19 protein-coding genes are annotated in these 23,010 nt (G+C 62.0%); all 19 read right to left on the bottom strand.

The annotated features are described in order from the left end of the window. Window positions 1–29: 29 nt before the first annotated feature. The 19 genes from ACYQ01_RS08980 to ACYQ01_RS08890 all read right to left on the bottom strand — a co-directional run bounded on the left by ACYQ01_RS08980 (window position 30) and on the right by ACYQ01_RS08890 (window position 23,007). Window positions 30–896 carry a carbohydrate deacetylase gene (locus ACYQ01_RS08980; protein ID WP_459933499.1) on the bottom strand — a complete coding sequence of 289 codons (867 nt, stop codon included), beginning with the start codon at window positions 894–896 and terminating at the stop codon, window positions 30–32. Further along, complete coding sequence (locus tag ACYQ01_RS08975) at window positions 893–1,891, bottom strand: glycosyltransferase family 2 protein (RefSeq protein ID WP_459933498.1); 999 nt, start codon at window positions 1,889–1,891, stop codon at window positions 893–895. Before ACYQ01_RS08975 ends, ACYQ01_RS08980 begins: the two co-directional genes overlap by 4 nt. 58 nt (window positions 1,892–1,949) lie before the next feature. Continuing rightward, complete coding sequence (locus ACYQ01_RS08970) at window positions 1,950–2,702, bottom strand: class I SAM-dependent methyltransferase (protein WP_459933497.1); 753 nt, start codon at window positions 2,700–2,702, stop codon at window positions 1,950–1,952. 4 nt (window positions 2,703–2,706) lie between these two features. Next, window positions 2,707–4,596: a glycosyltransferase family 39 protein gene (locus ACYQ01_RS08965; protein WP_459933496.1), complete on the bottom strand. Its 1,890-nt coding sequence runs from the start codon at window positions 4,594–4,596 to the stop codon at window positions 2,707–2,709. Next, window positions 4,593–6,386 (bottom strand): ABC transporter ATP-binding protein, encoded by a 1,794-nt coding sequence (locus tag ACYQ01_RS08960; RefSeq protein ID WP_459933495.1) that lies wholly within the window; start codon window positions 6,384–6,386, stop codon window positions 4,593–4,595. The genes ACYQ01_RS08965 and ACYQ01_RS08960 overlap by 4 nt, the downstream gene beginning before the upstream one ends. 90 nt (window positions 6,387–6,476) lie before the next feature. Beyond that, the gene (locus tag ACYQ01_RS08955; RefSeq protein ID WP_459933494.1) at window positions 6,477–7,175 is read right to left on the bottom strand and encodes an acylneuraminate cytidylyltransferase family protein; all 699 of its coding nucleotides are present in this window, start codon (window positions 7,173–7,175) and stop codon (window positions 6,477–6,479) included. Next, on the bottom strand, window positions 7,175–8,338 hold the full coding sequence (locus ACYQ01_RS08950; RefSeq protein ID WP_459933493.1) for a DegT/DnrJ/EryC1/StrS family aminotransferase: 1,164 nt from the start codon (window positions 8,336–8,338) through the stop codon (window positions 7,175–7,177). Before ACYQ01_RS08950 ends, ACYQ01_RS08955 begins: the two co-directional genes overlap by 1 nt. Window positions 8,339–8,341: 3 nt before the next feature. Further along, complete coding sequence (locus ACYQ01_RS08945) at window positions 8,342–9,346, bottom strand: radical SAM/SPASM domain-containing protein (RefSeq protein ID WP_459933492.1); 1,005 nt, start codon at window positions 9,344–9,346, stop codon at window positions 8,342–8,344. Between the two features lie 108 nt (window positions 9,347–9,454). Then, window positions 9,455–10,615: a hypothetical protein gene (locus ACYQ01_RS08940; protein WP_459933491.1), complete on the bottom strand. Its 1,161-nt coding sequence runs from the start codon at window positions 10,613–10,615 to the stop codon at window positions 9,455–9,457. Window positions 10,616–10,679: 64 nt separating this feature from the next. Further along, window positions 10,680–12,671 (bottom strand): B12-binding domain-containing radical SAM protein, encoded by a 1,992-nt coding sequence (locus ACYQ01_RS08935; protein WP_459933490.1) that lies wholly within the window; start codon window positions 12,669–12,671, stop codon window positions 10,680–10,682. Between the two features lie 243 nt (window positions 12,672–12,914). After that, window positions 12,915–14,081 carry an iron-containing alcohol dehydrogenase family protein gene (locus ACYQ01_RS08930; protein WP_459933489.1) on the bottom strand — a complete coding sequence of 389 codons (1,167 nt, stop codon included), beginning with the start codon at window positions 14,079–14,081 and terminating at the stop codon, window positions 12,915–12,917. Beyond that, a complete protein-coding gene (locus tag ACYQ01_RS08925; protein WP_459933488.1) occupies window positions 14,078–15,142 on the bottom strand; it encodes a nucleotidyltransferase family protein in 1,065 nt (354 codons plus the stop codon). Before ACYQ01_RS08925 ends, ACYQ01_RS08930 begins: the two co-directional genes overlap by 4 nt. 283 nt (window positions 15,143–15,425) lie before the next feature. Then, entirely contained in the window at window positions 15,426–16,781 is a 1,356-nt protein-coding gene (locus ACYQ01_RS08920) for a B12-binding domain-containing radical SAM protein (RefSeq protein ID WP_459933487.1), read from the bottom strand. A gap of 251 nt (window positions 16,782–17,032) precedes the next feature. Further along, window positions 17,033–17,671, bottom strand: a complete 639-nt coding sequence (locus tag ACYQ01_RS08915; protein WP_459933486.1) for an acetyltransferase — start codon at window positions 17,669–17,671, stop codon at window positions 17,033–17,035. Continuing rightward, entirely contained in the window at window positions 17,668–18,741 is a 1,074-nt protein-coding gene (neuB, locus tag ACYQ01_RS08910) for an N-acetylneuraminate synthase (RefSeq protein WP_459933485.1), read from the bottom strand. The genes ACYQ01_RS08915 and neuB overlap by 4 nt, the downstream gene beginning before the upstream one ends. After that, a complete protein-coding gene (neuC, locus tag ACYQ01_RS08905) occupies window positions 18,738–19,898 on the bottom strand; it encodes a UDP-N-acetylglucosamine 2-epimerase (RefSeq protein ID WP_459933484.1) in 1,161 nt (386 codons plus the stop codon). The genes neuB and neuC overlap by 4 nt, the downstream gene beginning before the upstream one ends. Continuing rightward, window positions 19,885–21,051, bottom strand: a complete 1,167-nt coding sequence (locus ACYQ01_RS08900; RefSeq protein ID WP_459933483.1) for a LegC family aminotransferase — start codon at window positions 21,049–21,051, stop codon at window positions 19,885–19,887. Before ACYQ01_RS08900 ends, neuC begins: the two co-directional genes overlap by 14 nt. A 1-nt stretch (window position 21,052) precedes the next feature. Beyond that, window positions 21,053–22,057: an NAD-dependent epimerase/dehydratase family protein gene (locus ACYQ01_RS08895; RefSeq protein WP_459933482.1), complete on the bottom strand. Its 1,005-nt coding sequence runs from the start codon at window positions 22,055–22,057 to the stop codon at window positions 21,053–21,055. 149 nt (window positions 22,058–22,206) lie between these two features. After that, window positions 22,207–23,007, bottom strand: coding sequence for an AAC(3) family N-acetyltransferase (locus ACYQ01_RS08890; RefSeq protein WP_459933481.1), 801 nt, complete (start codon window positions 23,005–23,007; stop codon window positions 22,207–22,209). Window positions 23,008–23,010 lie beyond the last annotated feature (3 nt).

Here is a 23,010-nt window from a genome sequence, read left to right as displayed (position 1 = left end):
ATGGCGCAGTCATTTTGAGGGAATTGGCCCTAAAACGCAACCCCGCCGGAGCGTTCGGCCAGGTCGGCGAAACTTACGGCGGTGACGTGCAAGCGTTCCATGGCCTCCCGGAAGGCCGGGTCGCGCAGGGCGGCCAGTTCCTGGTCCCAGTGAAAATTCCAGTGACGGTACTTGGTTCTGGTGGATTGGTCGGCCCGGCCCGGGTGGAAGGCCAATTCCAGGGCGCGACCCGGGCGGCGCTCCACGGCCAGGACGAGTTTTTTCGCATCCTGGCGGCCGCTGTCCTCCAGGCCGGCGAAGTCGACGCGTCCGAGTCCGGCCCGGTCCAGGGCGCGGGACAGGCGCGCGGACAAGAGGTTCACGGCCAGGCTGACGGGGCGTTGGGGCGAAATCCGGTGGAAGCGGGGCAAGCGCACGAAGGGAATGGAATATTCCCGCGCCAGGTCCAGGACCAGTTCGCGCAGGCCGGGAAAAAGGTGCAGGTGCTGATGCGAGTCCAGGTGGGTGATGGGCAGTCCCGTGGCCGCGATGCGCTCCACCTGGGCCCGCCATTCGGCGCGCAGTTGGGCCAGCACGGTTTGGGGCGCGGCGGCGAGCCGAACGAACAGGGCGTTGCGGTTGGTGAGAAAGCAGCCGTCCGGGCCGGTCAGGCGTCCGCCTGATCCGTGGTCCACCAGGGGCTTTTCCCGGTCCACGGCGGTCAGGTGCGCGCCCACGCCCTTGCCCAGACGGCGAAGTCCGTCCACGGCCAGGTCGAAGGCTTCGCCGCAGGCCAGAAGCGAGGCGTCCGTGACCAGGCCGTCCTCCATGGCGTGCAGCACGGATTCGGTGACGCTGGCGGAAAGGCCCAGGTCGTCGGCGTTGAATACCACCAGGCGGTTGGGGCGGCTGTTCATCGCACGTGCGGGGAGCGCTCTTCCGGGTTGGACCAGCGGCGCACGATGTAGGTGGGGCGGCCTTTGCACAGATGGAAAATACGCCGCACGTACTCGCCGATGATGCCAAGGGCCATCAGATTTACCCCGCCGATCAGGGTCACGGCCACGGCCAGGGTGCTCCAGCCCGGCGGGAGCACCACGCCCCAGTGCAGCAGGTACAAGGCGCCCATGGCCAGGGCGAAGGCGCAGTAGAGAAACGACCCCGTGGCCACGGCCAGGCCGAGCAGGAAAATCCAGTGCAGGGGTTGGGAAGAAAACGAGACGATGCCGTCCAGGGCGAAGGACGATAGCGACAGGAAGGAAAACTTCGAACGACCGGCGAAACGCGGGGCCACGTCGTAGGAGAGGCCCACCTGGCGAAATCCCACCCATTCCACCATGCCGCGCAGGAATTTGGGCTGCTCGGGTATGGAGATGACGGTGTCGAGCACGGCGCGGTCGAGCAGGCGGAAGTCCGACTGCCCAAAGGACAGGTTGAGTCCCGAAATGGCCGAGATGAACCGGTAGAAGAGCTTGACGTGGAACCGCCGACCCGGCGACGCCTCATAGTTGTTCTTGATGGTATAGACCACGTCGTAGCCGTCACGCCACAGGCGCACCATTTCGGGCAGCAGACTCGGCGGATGTTGCAGGTCGGCGTCCATGGTGATGACCGCTTGTCCGGTGGCGTGGCACATGCCGGCGTAGAGTCCCCCCTGATGGCCGAAATTGCGCGACAGGGAGAGGAATTTCACCCTGGGATCGGCGGCGTGGAGTTCTTCCATGATGGCGAGCGAGGTGTCCGTGGAGCCGTTGTCCACGAACACGAGTTCGAGTTCCACGTTCTGGTCGGCCAGGACCTGGGTCACCTGGCGATAGAGCTCGCGCAGGTTTTGCTCCTCGTTGTAGGCGGTGAAGACCAGAGAGACGGTCGGCGGCCGATCCGGGAAGGAACGGGGAGGAAACGCGTTCATGAAGTCGCCGGGGGCAAGGGTTTGCGGGCGGTGAAGACCACGGAGGAATGCGGGCTGTTCACGAGGAAGCATCTCCTTTTTGGGCCAGGCACACGATGCCGACTCCGAAGGGCAGGTTGTGGGAGCCGAGCCAGGCCGCTTCCGCCGCGAAAAGGGCCTTGACCAGGGCGTTGACCGGGCGGGGGGGCAGGCGCAGGTATGACGATTCCTCCTGGGGGGCGCGTTTGGGGCCGGTCAGTCGGTTCAGGCCGACCACGGCGGCGATGGCGGGGAAGAGAAACGCGTTGCAGTAGCTGAGGCGAATCGGTCGCAATCCGTTGGCTTCGATGCGCTGGCGAAATCCCGAAAGCGTATAGCGGCGTTTGTGGCGGCAGGCCTCGTCGTGTTGGCTCCACAGCCAGGGATGGGCCGAGGTGGAAAGCAGCACGTATCCGCCGGGAGCCAGCACGCGCGACATCTCGGACAGCACGGTCCGGTCGTCCTCAATGTGTTCGATCACGCCCAGGGCGCAGGCCAGGTGGAACTGACCCGCGCGAAAAGGCAGCGTTTCCCCGGAACCCATCACTATACGCTTCTGGTTCTGTGCGGCCAGAAAGGGCAGGGCGTCAAGCGAGGCGTCGAGTCCGTAGGCCCGGCCGAACCGGTCCAGCCAGGAGAGGTTGAAGCCCGTTCCGCATCCCAGGTCCAGGACGCGGGCCTGGGCGGGCAGCCGCGCCCCGCGCAGAAGCGACCGGTAGATCTTGCGCATGCCGGCGAACCACCAGTGGTCGCGTTCGAGCAGGAAAAACTGTCGGTAAACGCCAGGGTTCATGACCTCAATCCTTTTTCTTGTAGGGAACGCCCCAACATACAAACAACGGTCCTTCAAGCACATGGCCCGCGCGCGTGAAACGCTTCCCCACCAGGGGCGGCAGCGCTTCGAGACCGGCGGCCTGGGCCAACAGGTTGAGCGATGTCGCCGTGGCCGGCGTGACGAGGATCGCTCCGGGCGTCAGCTTGCCGAGGAGCTTGTCGTCCGCCCCGCGGATACCCTCTTCCCACTGCATCAGGCGGGCGTTTCCGGCGCCGGAGTCCATGGGAAAGTCCCGGTTGGCGAGAACCAGACGCGAGTACGGCCCGCCCAGCCGGTCACGCAGGGAAGCGTTGAGGCGGGCGATTTCCTGTTGCAAACCGTCCCGGCTGTGCGGCCAAAGCGCCAGGTTGGGCTGGTCCCCGGCCAGATTCCAGGCGGACTGCAGCAAGGCGGCCAAGCACACGGCGGCAATCAGACGGGACGCGTTCATGCCGGGGCGAAGCTTTTCAACGGCCAGAAAAACGAACAGATAGGCCACGGGCAGGAGCATGGCCATGGTGGCCCCGTTTTTCTTGGTGACCAGAAGAAAAAGAAAGACCGTCAAGGGAGCCAGGAGCAGGAGCGTATAGGCCAACAGGCGGTCGCGCGCCCCGGAACGCGCGGCCAGCAGGAGGGCCAAGCCCAGGCCGGCGAGCAAAAACGGTGTGGTGAGGCGTTCCTGGTGGGCGGCCGTGATCCAGCCGAAGACGTTGTGCGCCAGTTGAGCGAGAAAGCTCTGCGGAATGGGCGAGGCACCAAGGGCGAAGGAGGAGTAGCGTCCGGCGCTGAAAAACACCTGGCTGGTGAGAAGGAAAGGAGAATCAAACACCAGGAGGAAAAAGAGAAACCCGATGCCGGCGACCCAGGCGCTCCATAGCCAGCCGGCCAGAGGACTCGTCCGGGCGCGGGAGACGATACGCACGCGTGCGCGCCAGAGCGCGAAGGAGCCCCCGATGGCGAGGGCGATCAGCGCGAGGGCGACGCCCCAGGCAAGAACCTTCTGGTCGCGCGTGAGCGCCCCGTCGAGCACGAGCCGACTCCTGATGGCCTGGGCGGTCAGGGACTGTTTTGCCGCAAGGACCTGGGCCAGCAGGTCGCAGAGACGGACCATGGCCGGATTGGCCAGAAAGATCGCCGCCGCCACCGCCGCTGTCCCGGTCGTCAAGAAGGCGCCCAAGGCGTGCAGGCGAAAGGGCGCGGTGGGATCTTTGCGACGGACGTACGCCGCCCAGGCCAGGGGCGGGACAAGAAAAAGACCCCACCACTTCACGGCGGCGCCCAGGCCGGCCCAGGCGGAGGCGACGAGAAACAGCGAAATGTTTTCCGAGCGTTCGAAACGGTCCAGGCAGGCCAGCCCCAAGGCGAGGCACAGCAGCACCACGTTGGGGTCGGGTTTGAGAAAGGCCATGTACTGCACGAAGATCGGCGAACTGACGACCAGCAGGACGAACGCCGGCCCGGCGAAAAGGCTTTCGGTCCGCCGCCCGATCATGCGGGCGAACACCCACAGGGCCAACGCGGCGCAGCCGATGTGGAAAAGGGTCAGGAACTGATAGGCCAAAAGCGGTCCCGGAGCGTGCGACAGCTGGGCGAGCGCCCGAAAGGGCAGGATGAGCAGGGAGAATTCACTGCCGTAATCGCTTGGACTGCTGTTGATTTCCTCGACCCCGGGCCACCCCATGTTCACCAGGAACCGCTCCACCTGATAGATGGTGTCATGGTCGAGAAAGCCCAACCAGTCGAAACTGCGCACCGGAGCAATGGCGTACTGGTACTGGAGCCAGCAGCACAGGACCAGGATCAGGACGACCAGGATGTCGGCCGCAAGGCGGGGCGATCCGGGCGCGCGGGTCGCAGTGGCGGGTGCGGTCAATTTTCCATCTCCTTGCGGTAGGCGGCGAGCACCTCCTTGGCCGGTCCCTTGGCGCGCAGGCGGCCATCGCTCAGCCAGAGCACCGTGTCGCAGTTTTCCACCGTGCTCAATCGGTGGGCTACGATGATCAGGGTGACCGTGCCGGCCAGGCTGTCCACGGTGCGCAAAAAGGCCTGTTCGCTCTTGGTGTCCAGGGCGCTGGTGGCCTCGTCGAGCACAAGCACGTCCGGCTTGCGGTACAGGGCCCGGGCAATGGCCACGCGCTGGCGTTGGCCGCCCGAAAGGCTGGCGCCGCGTTCGCCCAGGGGGGTGTTCAGGCCGTTGGGCAATCCGGGCAGAAATTCGTCGATGTGGGCCATGTGGCAGCACTGCTTCACCCGGTCCAGGTCGATGTCGGCCTCGGCCACGCCGAAGGCGATGTTTCTGGCCAGGGTGGCGTCGAGAATGCACGGGGACTGGCCCACGTATCCCACGCGGCGCAGCCAGGCGGCCACGGTGTCCGGTCCCAGGGTGGCCCCGTCGATAGCCACCGCGCCCTTGTCCGGTTGGAGCAGGCCGATGATCAGGTCGGCCAGGGTGCTTTTCCCGGAGCCCGAACGGCCCACCAGGCCCAGGGCCGATCCCTTGGGAATGGACGCGTCCAGGTCCAGCAGGGCCGGGCGGTCGGCCCCGGGATAGGAAAATTCCACGTGGCGCAGATCTATGGAGCGTTCGAAGGGCAAGGGGGCCGTGGGTTCGACGGGCGCCGGGTCGCGCGGTTCCTCGATCAGAGAGAGGGCCTTGGCGGCCGGCACCACGTCTTGGCGGATGGCGCTGACGCTCGAAAGAATGCGGTTCACGGAGTTGAGCACGCGCCAGGCCGTGACGGTCAGCAGGGTCAGGGTGCCCAGAATGGAGCTGGGCGACCCCTTGTGGGCGAACAGCATGACCACGATGGCCACGAAGATCACCATGAAGCCAAGCACTTCGAAAAGCAGGGACGGCGCGCGCAGCACGGTGCGTTGCCATCCTTCGCAACGGGCGTAGCGTTCGGAAATTTCGCGAAACTGGCGGACGAAGAAGCGCTCCAGATGGAATATCTTGATGTCCTTGACGGCTTGAAAGGCCTGGAGCGTCTCCCGGTTCAGTTCGGCCTCCAGGGTTTTGTAGCGGGTGGCCACGCGGATGGAGAGGGGCTTGTAGAGGCCGAGCACCAGCCCGCCCACTGCGGCCATGGCCCCGATGAGCGACAGGGTGACCAGCGGGGAGACGAAGATCAGGCCGGCCATGAGCAGGGCGATGATGAGCATGTCGCAGATCGTCTGCACGGTCATGAACACCACGCCCGAGCCGGCGTGCTTGCGCCAGGAGATCAGAGTGAAGAGTTCCGAGGAGTTGTGGGAAAGGTGCCAGAGATGGGGTCTGGAGAACATGTCGGCCAGCATCAGTTCGCCGAAGTGGGAGTCGATGAGCGAGCCCAGAGTGGCCGAGGCGTAGGCGATGGCCACGGCCAGGGTGTTTTTCACCACCAGCAAGAGCGCCGCGCCGGAAGTGACGAGAAGGATCAGACGGGCATGGTCCAGGGAGGTGAGAAACGCGAGGAGCCTGCCCGGCAGCGGGAGCTTGGCGATGGAGGCAATGGCCGTCGGGTCGGCGATGATCGCGGCCATGAAGGCCAGGGCGGCCACCACGGCCAATTCCACCACGGCCAGGACAAAGGCTCCGCCCAGCACCACTGTGAGTTGGCGCTTGCGTCTGTACGGAATGTTTCGGGCGATTGCGGCTATGACTTGGGGGATGGCGGCTTTCACGGGTGTGTTTGTGCGGTCTTTCTTGTAGTTTGTCCAGCCGCCTCCCCGGGGATGCGAGGGGGCGCGGCCGAAGATCTGGAGTCGGACCGGTCAGGACCTGACGTGTTCGAGGCGGAACCGGGCCAGTTCCAATTGTTCGGGGGTGTCGATGTCCAGCCCGCGTTCGCGGGGCATGACGTAGAGGGCCGTGTTGCCCTCGCGCAGGAAGGTGCGTTCGCGCCGGAACACATCCGTCCGGCACAAATAGATGGCCCCGTTCACGAAATAGAAGTTCTCCCCGTAGTCCTGCCGGCGGTGGACCGTGCGCTCCGGCCTGCGCAGGTAGGTCCAGCCGTCCTTGTTGTCGGCAACGCATTCGTAGGGATGCTCCGACATCTCGTGCACGCTCACCAGGCTTTCGGCGCCGCTCGCGAGATAGGCGTCGATGGCCCCGTCGATGTCCTGGGCCGTGCGCAGGGGCGAAGTGGGTTGCAAGAGCAGCACGTGTTCAGGCGCGGCGCCACGCAGGGCTTCCAGGTGGTCCAGGGCGTGGAGCAGGGCGTCCGCCATGGGGGCTTCGTCCGTGGCCAGATGGGCGGGGCGCACGTAGGAGACATCGAGTCGCAACGACCGGCAATGGTCGAGAATGGCCGGGTCGTCCGAAGAGACGAACAGGTCGAGGCCGTGGGCGCTGGCCCGTGCGGCCTCGACCGTGTGGTCGATGAGCGGTTTGCCGGCCAGAAGGGCGAGGTTTTTGCCGGGAATTCCCTTGGACCCGCCCCTGGCCGGTATGAACGCCAGGATGGCCATCACAGGCCCTGGGCGATTTTCGTGACCTTGTCGCCTATTTCGGCGATGCGCTCGGGCGTCATCTTGACCATCACCGGCAAAGCCACGGCCCGTTCGAGAATATCGGCGGAGCGGCTCCACTGGTTTTCGTAGGTCTTGGCGTACCAGCCGTACTTGGTGAAAATGTGGCCCCAATGCTTGGCGAAGTGCCAGCGCATGGCGTCGGGCACGTTCTTGGTGCCCAAACCCTCGGCTTTGAGTCCGGCCACGAACCGTCCGGCCTGGTCGCGATCGTCGAAGAGAAAGATGATGGCGTCGCCCAGTTCGCCCGGATCATGGATGATGCGTTTTTTCAGGCCGAGCCCGGAAATCGCGGCCAGGATGGCGGCCTTGTTCGCGCGCTGGCTGGCCAGGATGGCGTCGAGCTTGCCGAGCTGCACCAGGCCGATGGCCCCTTGCAGCTCGGTCATACGCAGGTTGAAGCCGTCGCACACCGCGCCTTCCTCGCCGCGTCCGACGGTGGTGCTGTATTCGTGGCCGTGGTCGTGGTAGCCCCGGGCCAGCACGTAGGTCTTGTCGTCGCGGCAGGTCACCATGCCGCCCTCGCCGGTGATGATCACCTTGCCGGCGTCGAAGCTGAAGGCCCCGGCGTGGCCGAGAGTCCCCAGGGGCTTGCCCTTGTAGGTTCCGCCGCAGCCCTGGGCCGTGTCTTCGAGCACGAGCAGGCCGCGCTTTTCCGCGATGGCCAGAATGGGGTCCAGGTCGGCCGGAGCGCCCATCATGTGCACGGGAACCACGATCTTGGTGCGCTCGGTGATGGCGGCTTCAAAGGCGGACGGGTCCATGTTGAGGGACTCGTCCACGTCCACGATCACCGGCGTGGCTCCGGTGTGGATGACCGCCTCGCAGGTGGCCACAAAGGTGAACGAGGGGATGATCACCTCGTCGCCGGGGCCGGCCCCCAGGGCCTTGAGGGCCGTGAGCAGGGCCGCGGTGCATGAGGACACGGCCTGCGCGTGGGGAACCCCCATCCTGGAGGCGAAGGCCTGTTCGAACTCGCGCACGCGGTAGACGCCTTTTCTCAGAGCGTCGAAACCGTGCGCGAACAGGATGCCGCCGTTCAAGTCGAAAAGTTCGTTTATGGCCTGGCGTTCTTCTTCGCCGAAGACTTCGAATCCTGGCATGGTTCAAACCTTTTTCGCGTTACAGGTGTAAAATGTCTGCGCGCATTGCTGGCACGCGGGATTGGGAAAGATTCCGGACGCGAGAGCCCTGCGCAAGGCGCGCATTGTGGGCCCCCGCCATATGGACCCCAGCGATTCGTTTTCGATGTTCCCGACAACGATGTCCTTGCCATAAAACGAGCAACACGGCAGCACGTCGCCGTTGCTTCTGACCAGTAGCTGTTGCCAGGGCGCATTGCATGAAAACGAGGAATTGCGAACCGCCCCCTCAGGGGCGAGGTGCTCGGTGCGTCCCGATATCGCTTGAAAATTTTGAAACTCGACCAGGTCGACCTTGTCCTGCCAGAAGTTTCGGAACGCTTCGGCTTCGTGTTGGTTCTTTCTGTTCATGGCGAAGGACACGCGGGTTATCGGCAGGAACATATTTCGTTGCGCCCGCAGTTCGAGAAAATGCAGCACATTGTCTCGAACCGTGAAAAAGTCGCCCTTCACGCGCACGGACTTGTACGTTTCTTCGCTGAACGCGTCCAGGCTGAAGGTGAGTTTTGTCAAACCCGAATCCAGAAGCGCAAGAGCAATGTCGGGAGTCAGCAACGAGGCGTTGGTCGTGATGATAAGATCTATGATCCCGTGGTCGGAGGCGAACTTGACGTACTCTGGAAGGTTGCGTGTGAGCAGCGGTTCATTGTTGTTGTGGAAGGCGGCTGACGGACAGCCATTGTCGCTCATTTCCACAATGATATCCTTGAACTTTTCAAAGGAAAGCGTGTTGGGGATCGCTGTGTACGCTTTCCGTGAATCGGCGGCCCCATGGATGCATCCGATGCATTGGAAATTGCAATGGGGCGTCATCTCAAACTGCACATAGAGGGGAAAGTCCGTTACGAGACTCCTCTCCGAAACGCGCCGCCATTGCTCGCGGTATGTCGTGTACCGTTCTCCAAACTTTTGGGTAAGGATCGTGTCGCCAAATGAGGCTCTATTGCCGATGATACGCTGTGTTGTCATGATGAAGTTCCGGGGTAGACGGACGTGTGGCGAAGTCCTCGACGCAATGATGCAATAAATCGCCCACAGACGCTTTGTGTGCTGTACGAAGAAGGATGTTTCTGGCGCCTACTGGAATCGTAAGAATTTGTCAGCAATGATATTCCAACTGAAGTCGTCTTCCGACTCGTATCGTTTGATGAATTTGTCTTGAAAGCTCGCATAGAGAGTCTCATCCACGACAGAGGGAATGTCAACGCCTTTGAAATCTTTTGAAAGATTGAGTGGTTTTGTGTTGAACTGGCTGGCGAGGTGTTCAATCCAAAACCCGGCGCGTGTTCTGTTCAGGGAATCAACTGTTAAAAACTGCATGGGTTTCCGGAAGAGCACAGGAAAATTGATCGACGTGCTAAAATGCAGCATGACGAATCGGCAGGATTGTACAAGACTGGCGCTTTGGTGCTTGACAACGTCGCGCCCCTGAAAGAGCTGGCGTGTGAGATCGATGTCCGAACCGGGATGCGCTGCAATGACGACCTTGAAACCTTTGTGCTTGGATTCGAGAGAGTCGAAATAGGCACAAAGCGGCGGATAATACTCGTCGGGTGGGCTGAACGGTTTTGCGCCGGACAGTTTGTAGTCGCTGGAAAAGGACATGAACTCATCCAGGAAGACAGCGGTGTTTTGGGGCTCGGGATGAAAATCCCGCAGGGCAAGGTATCTGTCGTAATCCTGGGCGTGGCAGTCGACAATCTGCTCCGGCGACGATGTGGAAACAAGTTCGTCGTGGAGATGGGATCCTCCGATCCACAATTTGAATGTGGGAGGAGGCATGTGGAAGTTGTATAATGCAATACGATCACAAAGCGTTTTCAGCACGGTCTGGGCTGTCCAGTCCTTGATGCGCAGCAGACGATAGCGAAGGGGGAGGGATGTTGGAATGTGATGCGAACCTTGATGGAGCGTTGCGTATCTCAGGTTGTTGTCGCGGATTGCTTTATAGAGCTGTTTCGTCCTGGCCCCCAAGAAGGTGGAGACGATCGTTATCGCCGTGTGATTGAATCTTGCGAGGAGCTCGCACCCCTCCTCGACGGTCTGGACAGGGATTATGGTGATGTTGTCGCTTTGCGGTTGATAGTCGGGAGTCGCCGCATTGCCAAGCGCCTGGGAAAGATCCAGGATAATGATGTTAAAGTGTTGGGAAAGAGGCTCAATGCCGAAGCGCAGAAGCAAACGGTCGGTAGTGGGCTGGTAGAAAAGAAAAACGATCGTCTTGATTTTTGTTCCCATGGCGATTCCGTTTGCTCTGTCGATTTGTCTTCCGATCGGGGTAAGAACAAGAAGTAGAAGGCCTTTATTGTGCGCCGGAAGTGGCATACTCAACAGAGAGAAACAAATCCGTGATGCGCATGTGTTCGCTGAGCTTGCGCAACATGACGTTGGGGTTGGGGTGGGAGTACTGCTTGAGCAGCACGCGCAGGGCATGTTCCTGGGGCCCGGAGAGGGAAAACGTGTACGAGCTGGGCCGAGCCTCCAGCGGGGTTGTGTATTGCGAGTTCTCCCATTTGAAAACGTCATACGGAAACGTGTGCGTGAAGGGCTGCTCCAGCGTGTCTATTTGCGGCAAATCGATGCTGCGCATGAGACAGTACTGTGAAATCGCGTCGATAGCGGGCGCTTGTTCCGGAAGAAACGTCTTGGCCGTTTGGCACACGTGGTCGCTGAACTGTTCATAACATTCCAGGATGACCTTCCAGATGTATTTCCCGTTGAGCTTCCCATGGGCTCCGGCCCTGAGATCTTCAAAATTTTTCGGCTCGCTGAAGTGCTTGATGAGATCTTCCGGGGTGTCGAACCACTCATCAATGGATTCCTGCTTGAACTCTTGGAAGAGCTGCGCCACCACGGGAGAGTGCGTGTCGCTCACGCGTATCAGTTCGACAATGAAGTCGAGGGGGCTTATGCTGTTTTGCTGCAGGAACTTCAGCATGGGATAGTAGAATCGGTAGTTCCACATGAACTGGATAAGCCAGTGGACCGGCCGGAAGGAGAGGATTTCCTCTTCGGTCATGGTCGAGGTGCTGCGCACGCCTTCTTCGTATTCGAAGGAAAGAATATCGTTGTCGCCATACTGACCGAATCCGCTATCCAGAAGTCGGAACTTGGATGTCAGCGCGTAGCGTTGCCGCTGTTCCGGCAGGGTGAGCTCCGTACCGTTGAGCAGCAGGCAATTGTAGCAGATGATGTAGCTGACGTTCCAGTCGAAGAGTGTCCGAAGGCTGTTGAGATGGCTTTCCTTGGTCTCGCTGGGCAGGGCGAGGATGATCTCGGTCGCCGAGAGCCCGCCGAATTCATTGACTTGCTTGATGATGTTCTTGAACTGTTCCGCAGGAATGTTATGGCGTTTGATTTCCTTCAGAACCACGGGGTCCATCGATTGCAGCGATGAACAAAGACAGGCGGCCTCCCCGATGGTCTTGGCGAGGGGGACGCATTTGTCCGTCTTGATCCAGTTCATCGTTGTGCGACGCGGGTAGTTGTATTTTTCCTGGAGCGTGTGGATGTGCTCGGCTATTTCGATGTCGCGGTCGAATATTCCAAAGTTCGCATCGGCGAAAGTCAGCAGGTTAGTGTTTTTCACGTGTTCGGCTATGTACGTGAGTTCGTTTTTCACGCGATCAATGTCGAACTTCTTGACGATATGCTTGGAAGCGAGGCCTTGCGCACAATATGTGCAAGTAAACGGACATCCCCGGTTGGTTTCCACGATGGGAACGAGGTTGGTGTCGAAAAACTGGTCCAATTCTCCCGTCAAGTAGGGCGAAGGAATGGTGTTGACGTCTTGAATGCGCGGCAGCAGCTCCCCCCAGACCATATCGCCGTCGCGGACAAAGGCCACGCCGTCGATGGGGGCGAGTTTGGCGCGGGGAATGTCGAAATCGACTTCCTGCAACCGCTGCAGAAGGTTCATGAACCCGATTTCGCCTTCCTGTAGGACGTAGAAATCCACTTCCGGGTCCTTGCACAGGACGTGATGTTTCATCTCCGGTATCACGTCGATATCCGGCCCCCCCATGACCACCACGGTCTCAGGGCGGAGGCGTTTCATGAATTTGGCCACCTGCAGGTTCAGGTTGGCGTTCCAGGTATAATTGCTCAGCCCCAGGATATCAGGACTGGAAGCCTTGATGCGAGCGAGCAACGCATTTGGATATTTGAATAATTCCGTATGGACATCGTTAAGCCGATGCTTTGTGTAGGCTGAGATGAAACCGATATTGAGCGGCATCATGTAGGAGCCGCCGCCGAGATAGTCATGCACGAGATCAGCCAGATAAATATTCACGAGAGTACCTTTTGTTCGAAAAGCTGTTGAAAAAATCTTCGTTCGAGAAAGGTCCGCGCGCGAAGGGACGCGCTCGAAACCTCGCCCGTTAGCAGCCCGTTGAAAAAGTCGATTCTTGCAGCCTGTTCAAAATACTTGCTGGCAAGGCGCGGGAAAAAGTCAAGCCCGAAGCGTATTTGGTATCCGTTGAGGGTTTGAGTTTTTCGCAGCAACGCAGCCAGCAAGGAGTTTTTCAACAGGCTGTTACCGTACGTGGCGATCCAAAAGGGCCTTGGCGTCTTCGGTGGCCGAAAACGGCACCGGATTCTGGTCGAACGCGCCTTGCAGCCCTTCGAGCAGTTTGGCCATGGCCGGGGCGTTGTCCCGGGTCAGTCCCCAGCATTCCATGGTATGGGGCACGCCCAGCTTGTCCGCGAGGGCCTGGAGGCGATCGACGAACAGGCGGGATTTGGCTGCGGCGTCCAGGCCGGGGGTGTCTTCCACAAGGTCTAAAAGTTCGGCGTAGTCGGTGTAGCCGCGCTCCACGTTGAAACGGGTGACCGAGGCCAGGAACACGGCGCCCGCCATGCCGTGCGGGGCTTTCTGGTGCACGCCGATGGGGTAGGAGAAGCCGCCGGCGATGCCGGACCCGGAATTGAACAGGGCAATGGCCGCGAGGTGCGCTCCAAGCAGGATGCCTTGGCGTTTGTTCTCGTTGTCCGGGTCGTCCGCCAGGGCGGGGAGGTTGACGTAGAGCAGCCGGAAGGCTTCCTTGGAGTACATCCGGGTCAGCTCGTTGTGCTGGCGGCAGATGAAACTCTCCAGGGTATGGGTCATGGCGTCCATGCCCGACGAGACGGCCACGCCGTGGGGGCAGCTCATGGTCCACCGGGCGTCGAGCACGGCGTGGGTGGCGTCGAGGTATCGGCCGTTGATGCCGAGTTTGCGCATTTCTTTCTTGTCGGTAAACACGGCGTTTATGGTCACTTCGCTGCCGGTTCCGGCCGTGGTGGGGATGGCGATGGTGGGCACGCCGGGCGTCTTGACCTGATGAAACCCGCGATACTCGATGCCCTTGCCCGGATTGGTCAGCAGAACGGCCACGGCCTTGGTGATGTCCAGGCAACTGCCGCCGCCGATGCCGATGAGCACGTCCAAGGGCATGGCGGCGCGGGCCTTGGCCGCCACCTCGTCCAGGTAGTCGTAATCGGGTTCCTGGTCGTCGCGCAGGGTCAGGACCTGGACGCTGTCCGCCCCGGCTTTGAGGATTTCGAGAATCCGCGCGAAATAGGGCGCGTGGGCGGCGACGCCGGCATCAACCAGCACCAGGACGCGACGGTAGCCATTTTGTTCAAGAATGCCGCCTAGTTCCAGGGATTTGCCCGGGCCGTAATGCATGTTGGTATGCAACTGAAAGAAAAAAGAGCTCATGATTCCTCGGGGGGGTCGAAATAACGGGGATAGTCGTTTACGGCGCGCGCGAAGTCTTCCATTTTGCCGATGTCGAGCCAATAGTCGCGCAGGGGATAGGTGCGGACGATGCGTTCGGAAGCCAGCAGGGCGTCGAGCAGTTGGGTCATGTCGAAATAAGTGTCCGCGGGGATGAGATCCAGGCACTCGGGAGCCAGCACGTAGATGCCGGCGTTGACGAAAAACCGGTGCACGGGCTTTTCGTCCAGTTCCAGCAGGCGATCGCCTTCGGTGCGGGCCACGCCGTAGGGCACCTGGAATTCGTATTCGCGCAGGCACATGGTGGCCGCGCTGTGGCCGGCCTGGTGGCGCGACAGCAGGTGCACGAAATTCGTTTTGGTCAGGATATCGCCGTTCATGACGAAGAACGGCTCGCTCGGGCGTTCGGGCAACAGGCTCAGGGCCCCCGCCGTTCCAAGGCGCTTGTTTTCGCGCAGGTAGGTAATGGAGGCGCCGAAGCGGCTGCCATCGCCGAAATGGTTCATGAGCATTTCGGCTTTGTAGTTCACGGCCAGCGTGAAATTGGAAAATCCTTGCTGGACGAAGGTATCGAGAATGATTTCCAGAATGGGCTTGTTGCCGAGCGAGAGCATGGGCTTGGGGCATTCTGCGGTCAGCGGGCGCAACCGTTCGCCCAGGCCGCCTGCCATGAGCACCACCTGGTTGGTCTTGGGCCGCCCAGAGGTGAGATCGCTCAGGTTGCAAAGCCCGAGGATGTGCCCGGCCTCGTCCACCAGGGGCACCTGGAGCACGTCGCGCCGGCGCATCAGGGCGAGCAGGGTGTCGGGGCTGTCGTCAGGCCTGGCCACCACGGGCGTCACGCACATGACGGATCGGACGGGGGCTTCCAGGGAAACGCCGAGCAAAATGGCGTCGCGCACGTCGCCGTCGGTGACGGTGCCAAGAAGTCGCCTCTCCTCGTTCACCACCAAGCCGATGCGAAGCGATCCCTTCTTCAGGACGCGCATGGCCTCGAGAATGGACGCCCCTTGTGGGATCAAGGCTTTTTCCCAGCTCTTCATATCCGACCGTTTCCCGCGATATCGCCCGTTGCTGGACCACGGTGTTTCATCACGCGGAGGTTCTGGTTAACGTACTGCATTTTTCTCTGGCGAAAGTCGCTTCCCGGGATTTTCTCAAAAAAGGCATGCACCAGCTTTTCATACGATAATCGTTTTTCTTGTGTCCAGCAAGCCGAAGGTGGAAGACGTACGTATCCGTTGGGCTCGACGACCGCGGGGGCCGTTTCGCGTCGCTTTCGGTTCGCGACCCGTGGGGGGGCCTCAAGAACGGGTGGCGAGCGGATTATGCGGGCGTTTCCGATGTGTTCGTTGAACAATAATGCAAGGTTTTGATCAAGCTCTCCTCGCTCAGACCGATGCCGAGTTCCCTGTTGCACCGGGTCGCGCCGGCAAGGACATTGGCGGTGAACTCCTCGTCGGACATGGAGGTGAGGTTTATCCGCAGGTCTTGCCGGTCGCCGAGAATCAGCAGGTATTCCTCTTCATTCTTGGGAATTGCGCCAGCGGACAGGGCATAGTCGTAGATGGCGGAGCCGGGCTGGGGAAGGAGATAGCCGATGGAAGGATATATACCGTTGGCAATGCAGACATCGAACGTGTCCTGGATGGTGTCTTTTGTCTCTTGTGGATAGCCGAACACCAGGCTTGTCCAGACCGGCAAGCCCACGGATCGAAAGAGGCCGGTCTGGTATGTGAATTGTTCGGCCGTGATATGTTTGTTCATGGCCTTCAGGATTTCCCGGTTGCTCGACTCCAGGGAATAGCCCACGCCATGGCAACCGGCTTCGATCATGATCTCGATGATTTTTTTATCCTCTTCGCTCGAGAACAAGTCGGCGCGGCAATTGGCCATCCAATAAAATTTCAGACCCCGCTTGATGATTTCAGAGGCGAACGCCAGCGTTTGTTTTTTGTTGTAAAACGTGAGCTCGTCATAAAAGCTGATGTAATTCGCTCCGTATTTTTCGATCACACGCTCGATTTCCGACAGGATGGAAGCTGTGGATCGCGTCCTGTAGGGTTTGCCCTTGAAGGTGTGATAGCAGAAACCACAGTTGGCGATACACCCGCGCGCGGTGTTGATAGGGAGCACCCGCACGGTTTCTTTGGGAATGGGGAAGGGGTCGTTGACCTGCGTTGGGCCGTTTGCGATATATTTTTCGATGTCAAATATGTCGAAGTCCACAAAAGGCAGAGTGTCGAGATCCTTGATGAGTTTGCGTTCGGGCGTGACGTGGATGGTCTCCCCTTTCCGAAAGGCGATGCCGTTTACGGCGTCCAGCGGCTTGCCCTGCGACAGGGTGCGCAGGAGGTCGACAATAGTTTCATCCCCTTCGACCAGGACTGCGATATCGGCCTCAGTTTTGTTCAGCAAAGTGTTGTAGATCGATGACGCCACGGTGTTCCCAACGATAATGATGGAATTCTTGTGGACCTCTCTCAGAAGCGCGCAAAGCTCTTTGATGACTTTGTATCCCGTGACAAGCGTCCCAATGCATATGACATCATACGCTTTTTTGGCTATTTGAGCGGTGAGTTCGGCCGTGTTGGGGCGGGTCGCATCGATATCGATAAAATCGAACTCGTAGCCGCCGTTCTTCATGGCGGTCAGGATATAGCTCAGTCCCAGGGGAAACATGAGGACTTTGGAATTCGGTCGAAGCGATACGTTGAGAGCAAGTATATTCATCATCGCACCTCTGCAAGGATTTCGGGCGTGTCTTCAGCATGAATGCTGCGCTGGGTGGACGCATGAATGCTGAAACGTCAGATTTTGGATGAGTGGGTGGACATTGGGCGAGTATGCCTGTGGAACACGGTGCAGGGAGCTTCCCTTGAGAGCATGAGCATGCCGGCGTGCCACTGCGGAGCCGGGTATCGGTCGAAACGTCACCGGCTGACCGGCCTGGCCGGAATTCCCAGAACCATGTGCCCGTCCGCCACGTCGGCAGTGACCGCGGCGCCCGCGCCCACCACGCAGTCTTGTCCTATCCGCACGTTTTGCACCACCGTGGCTCCGGCTCCCACCAGGGTGCGCGGTCCTATTTGGACTCCGCCGCACAGAACCGCGCCGGGGGCGATCTGGCTGTGGGCGCCAATGTGACAATCGTGGTCCACACTGGCTCGCGTGTTGACGATGGCGTTTTCCTCCACCGTGGTCCCGGCCTGAATGATGGCTCCGGCCATGACCTGCACCCCGGCCGATATCTCGGCGTGGCGCGAAATCCAGGCCGCCGGATGGGCGACAGGGGCGAATCGGTATCCCATGTCGCGCAACCGGGCATACACGGTCGCCCTGAGATCCATGGAGCGTCCTCCCCCCAGCCCGTTCACCAGGAAGATATCGTCGGGGTTGTGGGCGGCAAGCACGTCATCGCCGCCAAGAACAGGGCACTCCAGCACGTGGCACCCCTTGCGCGCCGGGTCGGCGTCGGTCAAGCCAATAATCGTTTTCCCCAGCGACCGCAAGGCGTCCACAAGCACTTTGGCGTGGCCGCCCGAGCCGATGACGATGAGGGGTCGGCTCATGATTCGATAAGTTCGTCCGGTTCGTAGGCCCGGGAAGCGGCGTGGCCCAGGAGATCGAAATATCCCATCGGGCTTTTCCCCGACCCCGGACGTTTCACCGAGAGGTTTTCCGAAGTGAACGCCTCGCCGGGGGCGATGGCTCGCGCGGCCACCAGGCTCTTGCGGGCCACCAGGGCGTTGGCTCTCTCCGAAGGGGCCGGAGCTTTGCGCGCGCTTCCCAGGGCGTCCTCCACTTGGCGCACCTGGCGCACGAGCTCGGCCAGTTCGGCGGGTTCGAGCGAGGCCTTGTGGTCGGGGCCGGGCAGGTTGCGGTCCAGGGTGAAGTGCTTTTCCACCACGCACGCGCCCAGGGCCACGGCGGCCAGGGACACGCACAGCCCCTCGGTGTGGTCGGAATAGCCGCAGGCGAGCCCGAAGGCCTGGCGCATGGTGGCCATGGCCGCCAGATTCACGTCCCGGAAGGGAGCGGGATATTCCGTGGTGCAGTGCAGCAGCGTGACCCGCGCGGCCAGGACCGTTTGGGCCTCGGGGGCGGCGTAGGCCGCGCGGAAGCCCGCCAGGGAAGGATCGGCGTCTGGTCCCAGCAGGCCGAAGGCCAGCACGCCCAGGGCGTCTTCCACTTCGCCCAGCGTGGCCATGCCCGTGGACATGAGAAGCGGCAGGCCCGATCGGGCCGCAGCCAAGAGAAGCGGGGCGTTGGTCAGTTCGCCCGAGGGCAGTTTGAGTCGCGAGACGCCCAGGGCGACGAGCAGATCCAGGCTGTCCAGATCGAACGGGGTGGAAAGAAATTCCAGGCCGGTCTGGCGACACAGGGCCATGAGTTCGCGGTGGGCGTCCGGCGAGAGTTCCAGGGCGCGCAGCATGTCGAGTTGGCTCTGGTTCGCGTCGGTGGTGCGCAGTTGATAGTCGGCCTTGGCCGCCCTGGCCGAGGCGATGGCGGAGGCCTTGAAGGTCTGGAATTTCACCGCGTCGGCCCCGGCCTTGGCCGCCTGGCGGACCAGCTCCCTGGCCATTTCCAGGTCGCCGTTGTGGTTCACGCCGGCTTCGGCGATGACGAACACGCGGCTCATGCGCCCTCCAGGGGGTGAAAGGTCTTGGGCGACAGGGCCTTGAAGTCGGGTATGGCTTCCAGGGCGGACACGATGCGCGCCGCGCTATTTCCGTCGCCGTACGGGTTGACCACGTGGGAGCAGTCAAGGGTCATGGCCCGTCGCAGGGCGTCGAGGATGGCCCCGCGTTCGTGAGGGCAACTCAGCACCGAGGCGGCTTGGGGGCGACCTTTTTGCCGATCGCCGATGTTCACCGTGGCGGTGCCCAGGGAGGGAATCTCGTAGAGTCCGCTGGAGGAGTTGCCGACCACCGCGTCGACCGCGGCGGCCACGCTCAGGTAGCGTTTCTGCCCCAGGGAGGCGAAGGCCTTGGCTTGAGGCCGCGTGGCGCAGAACGCTTCCGTCATGGCGATGAGCGCCCGGCCCTGGGAGTCGGCCCCGGGCAGGGTGAAGATCTGGCCGACATCCGGCCCGAGCTGGTCCAGGGCGGCCAAGAGCTCGGCGAAAAGCTCCGTGGAGGGGCGGCGCTCCAGGGTTTCCGGGTGGAAGGTCACCAGCAGGTTCCTGGCGCGCCACTCGTAATCCAACTCGCGCGACAGCTCCTCGCGCGTGAGCCTGGGCGTCTGGCGCAAGGCGTCCAGGCCGGGACTGCCCGCGAGAACGACCCGGGCCGGGTCCTCGCCCATCTGGCGGATGCGCGCCGCCGCGTCGGCGTTGGTTGGGAAGTGGATGTGGGACATTTTGGTCAGGCAGTGGCGATACACGTCGTCCACCGCGCCCAGGGTCAGGTCGCCGCCGGCGCAATGGGCCAGGGGCAGTCCCAATGTGGTGGCGGCCAATCCGGCGGCCAGGGTCTCGTAGCGGTCACCGAGGAGAAAGACCAAATCCGGCGCGAGCCGCGCAAGCGCTCCGGCCACGCCCATGACCCCCAGGCCCAGCGACGTGGTCATGCCCAGCGCCGTGTCGCTCGACAACAGCATTTCCACCCGTTCGTCCGGGACGAAACCGTCCGCGACCAAGGCGTCCACGGTGTGTCCGAATTCCGGGGAGAGATGCGCTCCCGTGACGAGCACCTGAAGGACGAAGGCCTCCGAGTCCCGGATGGCGCGCATGATCGGAGCCAGCAGGCCGTATTCGCTCCTGGCTCCGGTGACGACGCAGATCCTACGACTGGACACGGATTCTCGGTCCGCTGGGAATGTTGACGATGCGTCCGGCCAGGTTCGTCGCTCCGGAAAGGTCCGCGCTCGGGCAGGTGGCGTACATGGGCAGACGGTTGAGAAGCGTCCAGGCCGGACGGGTCATGTACCCGGCGGCGTTGGTCTTTTCCAGCACGTCGTCGCGTAGCACCGGGTCCGGTTCGTCGAGCAGGATGGCGTTGAGCCAATAGTTGCCCGTACATCCCCGGGGTTCGGTCTGGAAGCGCAGGCCCGGGACCCGGGCGAAGGCCTTGGCGTAGGCCTCGGCCAAGCGGCGTTTGCGGCCCAGAAACTCCGGCAGGAGCTCCATCTGGGCGCAGCCGAGGGCTGCGTTCAAGTTGGGCAGCCGGAAGTTGTAGCCCGTCATGTCGTGGAAGTACTCCCACTTGTGCGGGGTCTTGGCCGTGTTGGTCAGGTGTTTGGCCAGAGCGCCCTGTTGCTCGTCCTGGAACAGGATCGCCCCGCCGCCTCCGGTCGTGATGGTCTTGTTGCCGTTGAAGCTGAGAATCCCCATGGGGGCCAGGGTGCCGGCGTGGCGTTCGCCCTGGTACGAGCCCAGGGCTTCGGCCGCGTCTTCCACCACGGCCAGGCGGTAGCGGGCGGCCAGGTCCAGCAGGGCGTCCATGTCCGCGGGGTGGCCAAAGATGTGCACCGGAACCAGGGCCGCCACCCGCGCTCCGGTGCGCCGATTGCGGGCCTGCCCGTCGCGCATTTCCACTGTCTGGGCCAGGTGGGCTTCCAGTCTGGCCGGGTCCACGCCCAAAGTGGATTCGCAGCTGTCCACAAAATGGGGGGTGGCGCCCAGGTGGGCCACGGAGTTGGCCGTGCCCACAAAGGTCAGCGCCGGCACGAGCACTTCATCGCCGCGGCGCGCGCCGGCCAGTTGCAGGGCCACTTGCAGGGCGGTGGTCCCGCACGAGGTCACCACCGCCCGCTTGGCGCCGGTGAAGGCTTCGAGCATGCGTTCGAACTCGTCCACGTACTTGCCCGCCGTGGAAACCCAGCCCGTGTCCAGGCAGTCGTTGACCAGTTCGTGCTCGCGGCCTTCGAAGCTCGGTTCGTGCAACGGGACAAAGCCCGTCTCGCCCAGAACCTGGCGCAGCGTCTCCACGACGCGATCGGCTAGGGACATGTCAGGGCCTCTGGTGGGGAATGTTGTAGTAGCGCTGGTCGTCGGGGTCGGCCACCACGCCGAGCTCCACCATTTCCTTGATTTCGGCCACGCCCTGGGGCACCGTGCGGGTGATGGCGAATCCCAAAGCGTCGCGGATCTTCTCGAAGCGCACCCGGTAGTCGCGGGGGTCTTCCTTTTTTTCCACGTAGCGCACCTTGGCCCCGGAAATCTGCTTGACCATCTCTTCCACCAGCATTTGCTTGGTGTAGTTTTCGGCCGTGTCGCCCACGTTGAACACCTCGTAGGCCACCTTCTCCCTGGGCGCTTCCAGAACGGCCATGATGGCCCCGGAAAAGTCGCTCACGTGGCAGTAGGGACGCCAGAACTGTTCGCCGAAGATCACCAGTTCGCGCCCCAGCGCCAACTCCTTGGTGAATTCGTTCACCGTCAGGTCGAAACGCATGCGCGGCGACAGGCCGTACACCGTGGCGAAGCGCAACGACGTTGGGCAGAAGCCGGGTTTGCGCTCGCCTTCGACCATGAGCTTTTCAAAGGCCACCTTGAGTTCGGCGTAGAGCGACACCGGGGCCAGGGGGGAGTTTTCGTCCAGATAGGCGGTGGGATCGGCCATTTTGCCGTAATTGGAGCACGTGGAGGCGAAGATGAACCGGGGCACGCCCAGCTCCTGGCAACGGCGCAGCAGATACTCCGACGATTCGCCGTTGGTCTTGCGGGCCAATTCGGATTCGCGCTTGCAGGCCGGGTCGCCCACGATGGCCGCCAGGTGGACCACCGCCTCGAAGGGTTCGCTTTCGAGCACGGCGTCCAGGGCCTTGTGGTCGTTGATGTCCACCTTGCGGAACGCGAACAGGGGATGCAGGTAAATGTCGATGAGCGATTCGCCGCCGAACATCAGCTTGTCCACGCACACGGTGCGGTAGCCCTTGGCCAGCAGCACGCGCAACAGGCCCGAGCCCACGTAGCCCGCGCCGCCGGTGACCAGGACCGTCTTGGTGTTTGCCATCGATGCTTTTCCTTCTTGTTGTTCTGTGTCGGACGGGGGCCTTCGCGGGCCGAGCCGCGTCCTGGCGTTTTCAGGGACGACGAAAACCGTCACGCCGTGGCCGTCGGTCCTTTTTGAAAGAGATGGTGCGTTTTTTCAAGGACGCAACGCTAGTCCCGGTAGGGGCGGACCGTGGGGGGGGCCTGCAACCAGGCGTAGATGTCGTCCTTGAGCGAGCGGACCGCGGAGTGAAAAAACTCGCGCATGGGATACGACCAGGCCTTTCCGCGGCCCAGGGCCGTCTGGCGCAGGTTTGCGGCGCGTTCGGCGTAGGCCGCGAAAATCTTCTGGTTGAAATCGCGCTCCATGTCGCACTGCCTGTACCACACGTACAAATAGAAGAGTTCCTTGCGCGGCAGCCCGTCGCGCATCACGGGGTGTTCGAACTCCTTGACGTACCGGTAGGGCACGCCCATGCACAGTTCGGCGTGGTGGACCGTGGTGGCGGTGAACCGGGGCTGGCAGCCCACGCTCAGGCACAGGGCGTCACGTTCGAGCATGCGGGCTTTTGGGGTTTCCAGACCGAAGGCATGGCGCGACACCTCGCGGCAGATTTCCTCGGCCTGACGCCCCACGGCGCTATAGGAGACAAAGGGATGAAAACTGCGCACCGCTCCGGGCATGCGGCGTATGAACTCGCTCAACACCCCCATTTCGCTGGGGGTTGCGTCGGGGTCGAAGGGAACGGACGTGTTGCACAGGCCAAGCGAGGCCGTGGGAACCACAAGGGTGCCTTCGGACAGGTCGACCAGGTCGCACAGGGTCTGGACGTGATGGCGCACGGCCTCGCGCTGGTCGGGGGCGTCGAAAAGTCCGAGCAGGCGCAGATCGCTGCGCACCAGCACCACCCGGCCGCGTTCCACGCCGAGTTGGCGATAGGCGTGCCGGAGATCGTGAGCGCCATAGTCCATGGG

Source organism: Fundidesulfovibrio butyratiphilus (genome assembly GCF_054657235.1).
Note: the sequence above shows the minus strand (reverse complement) of the source record. Positions and strands in the feature narration are given on the sequence as shown.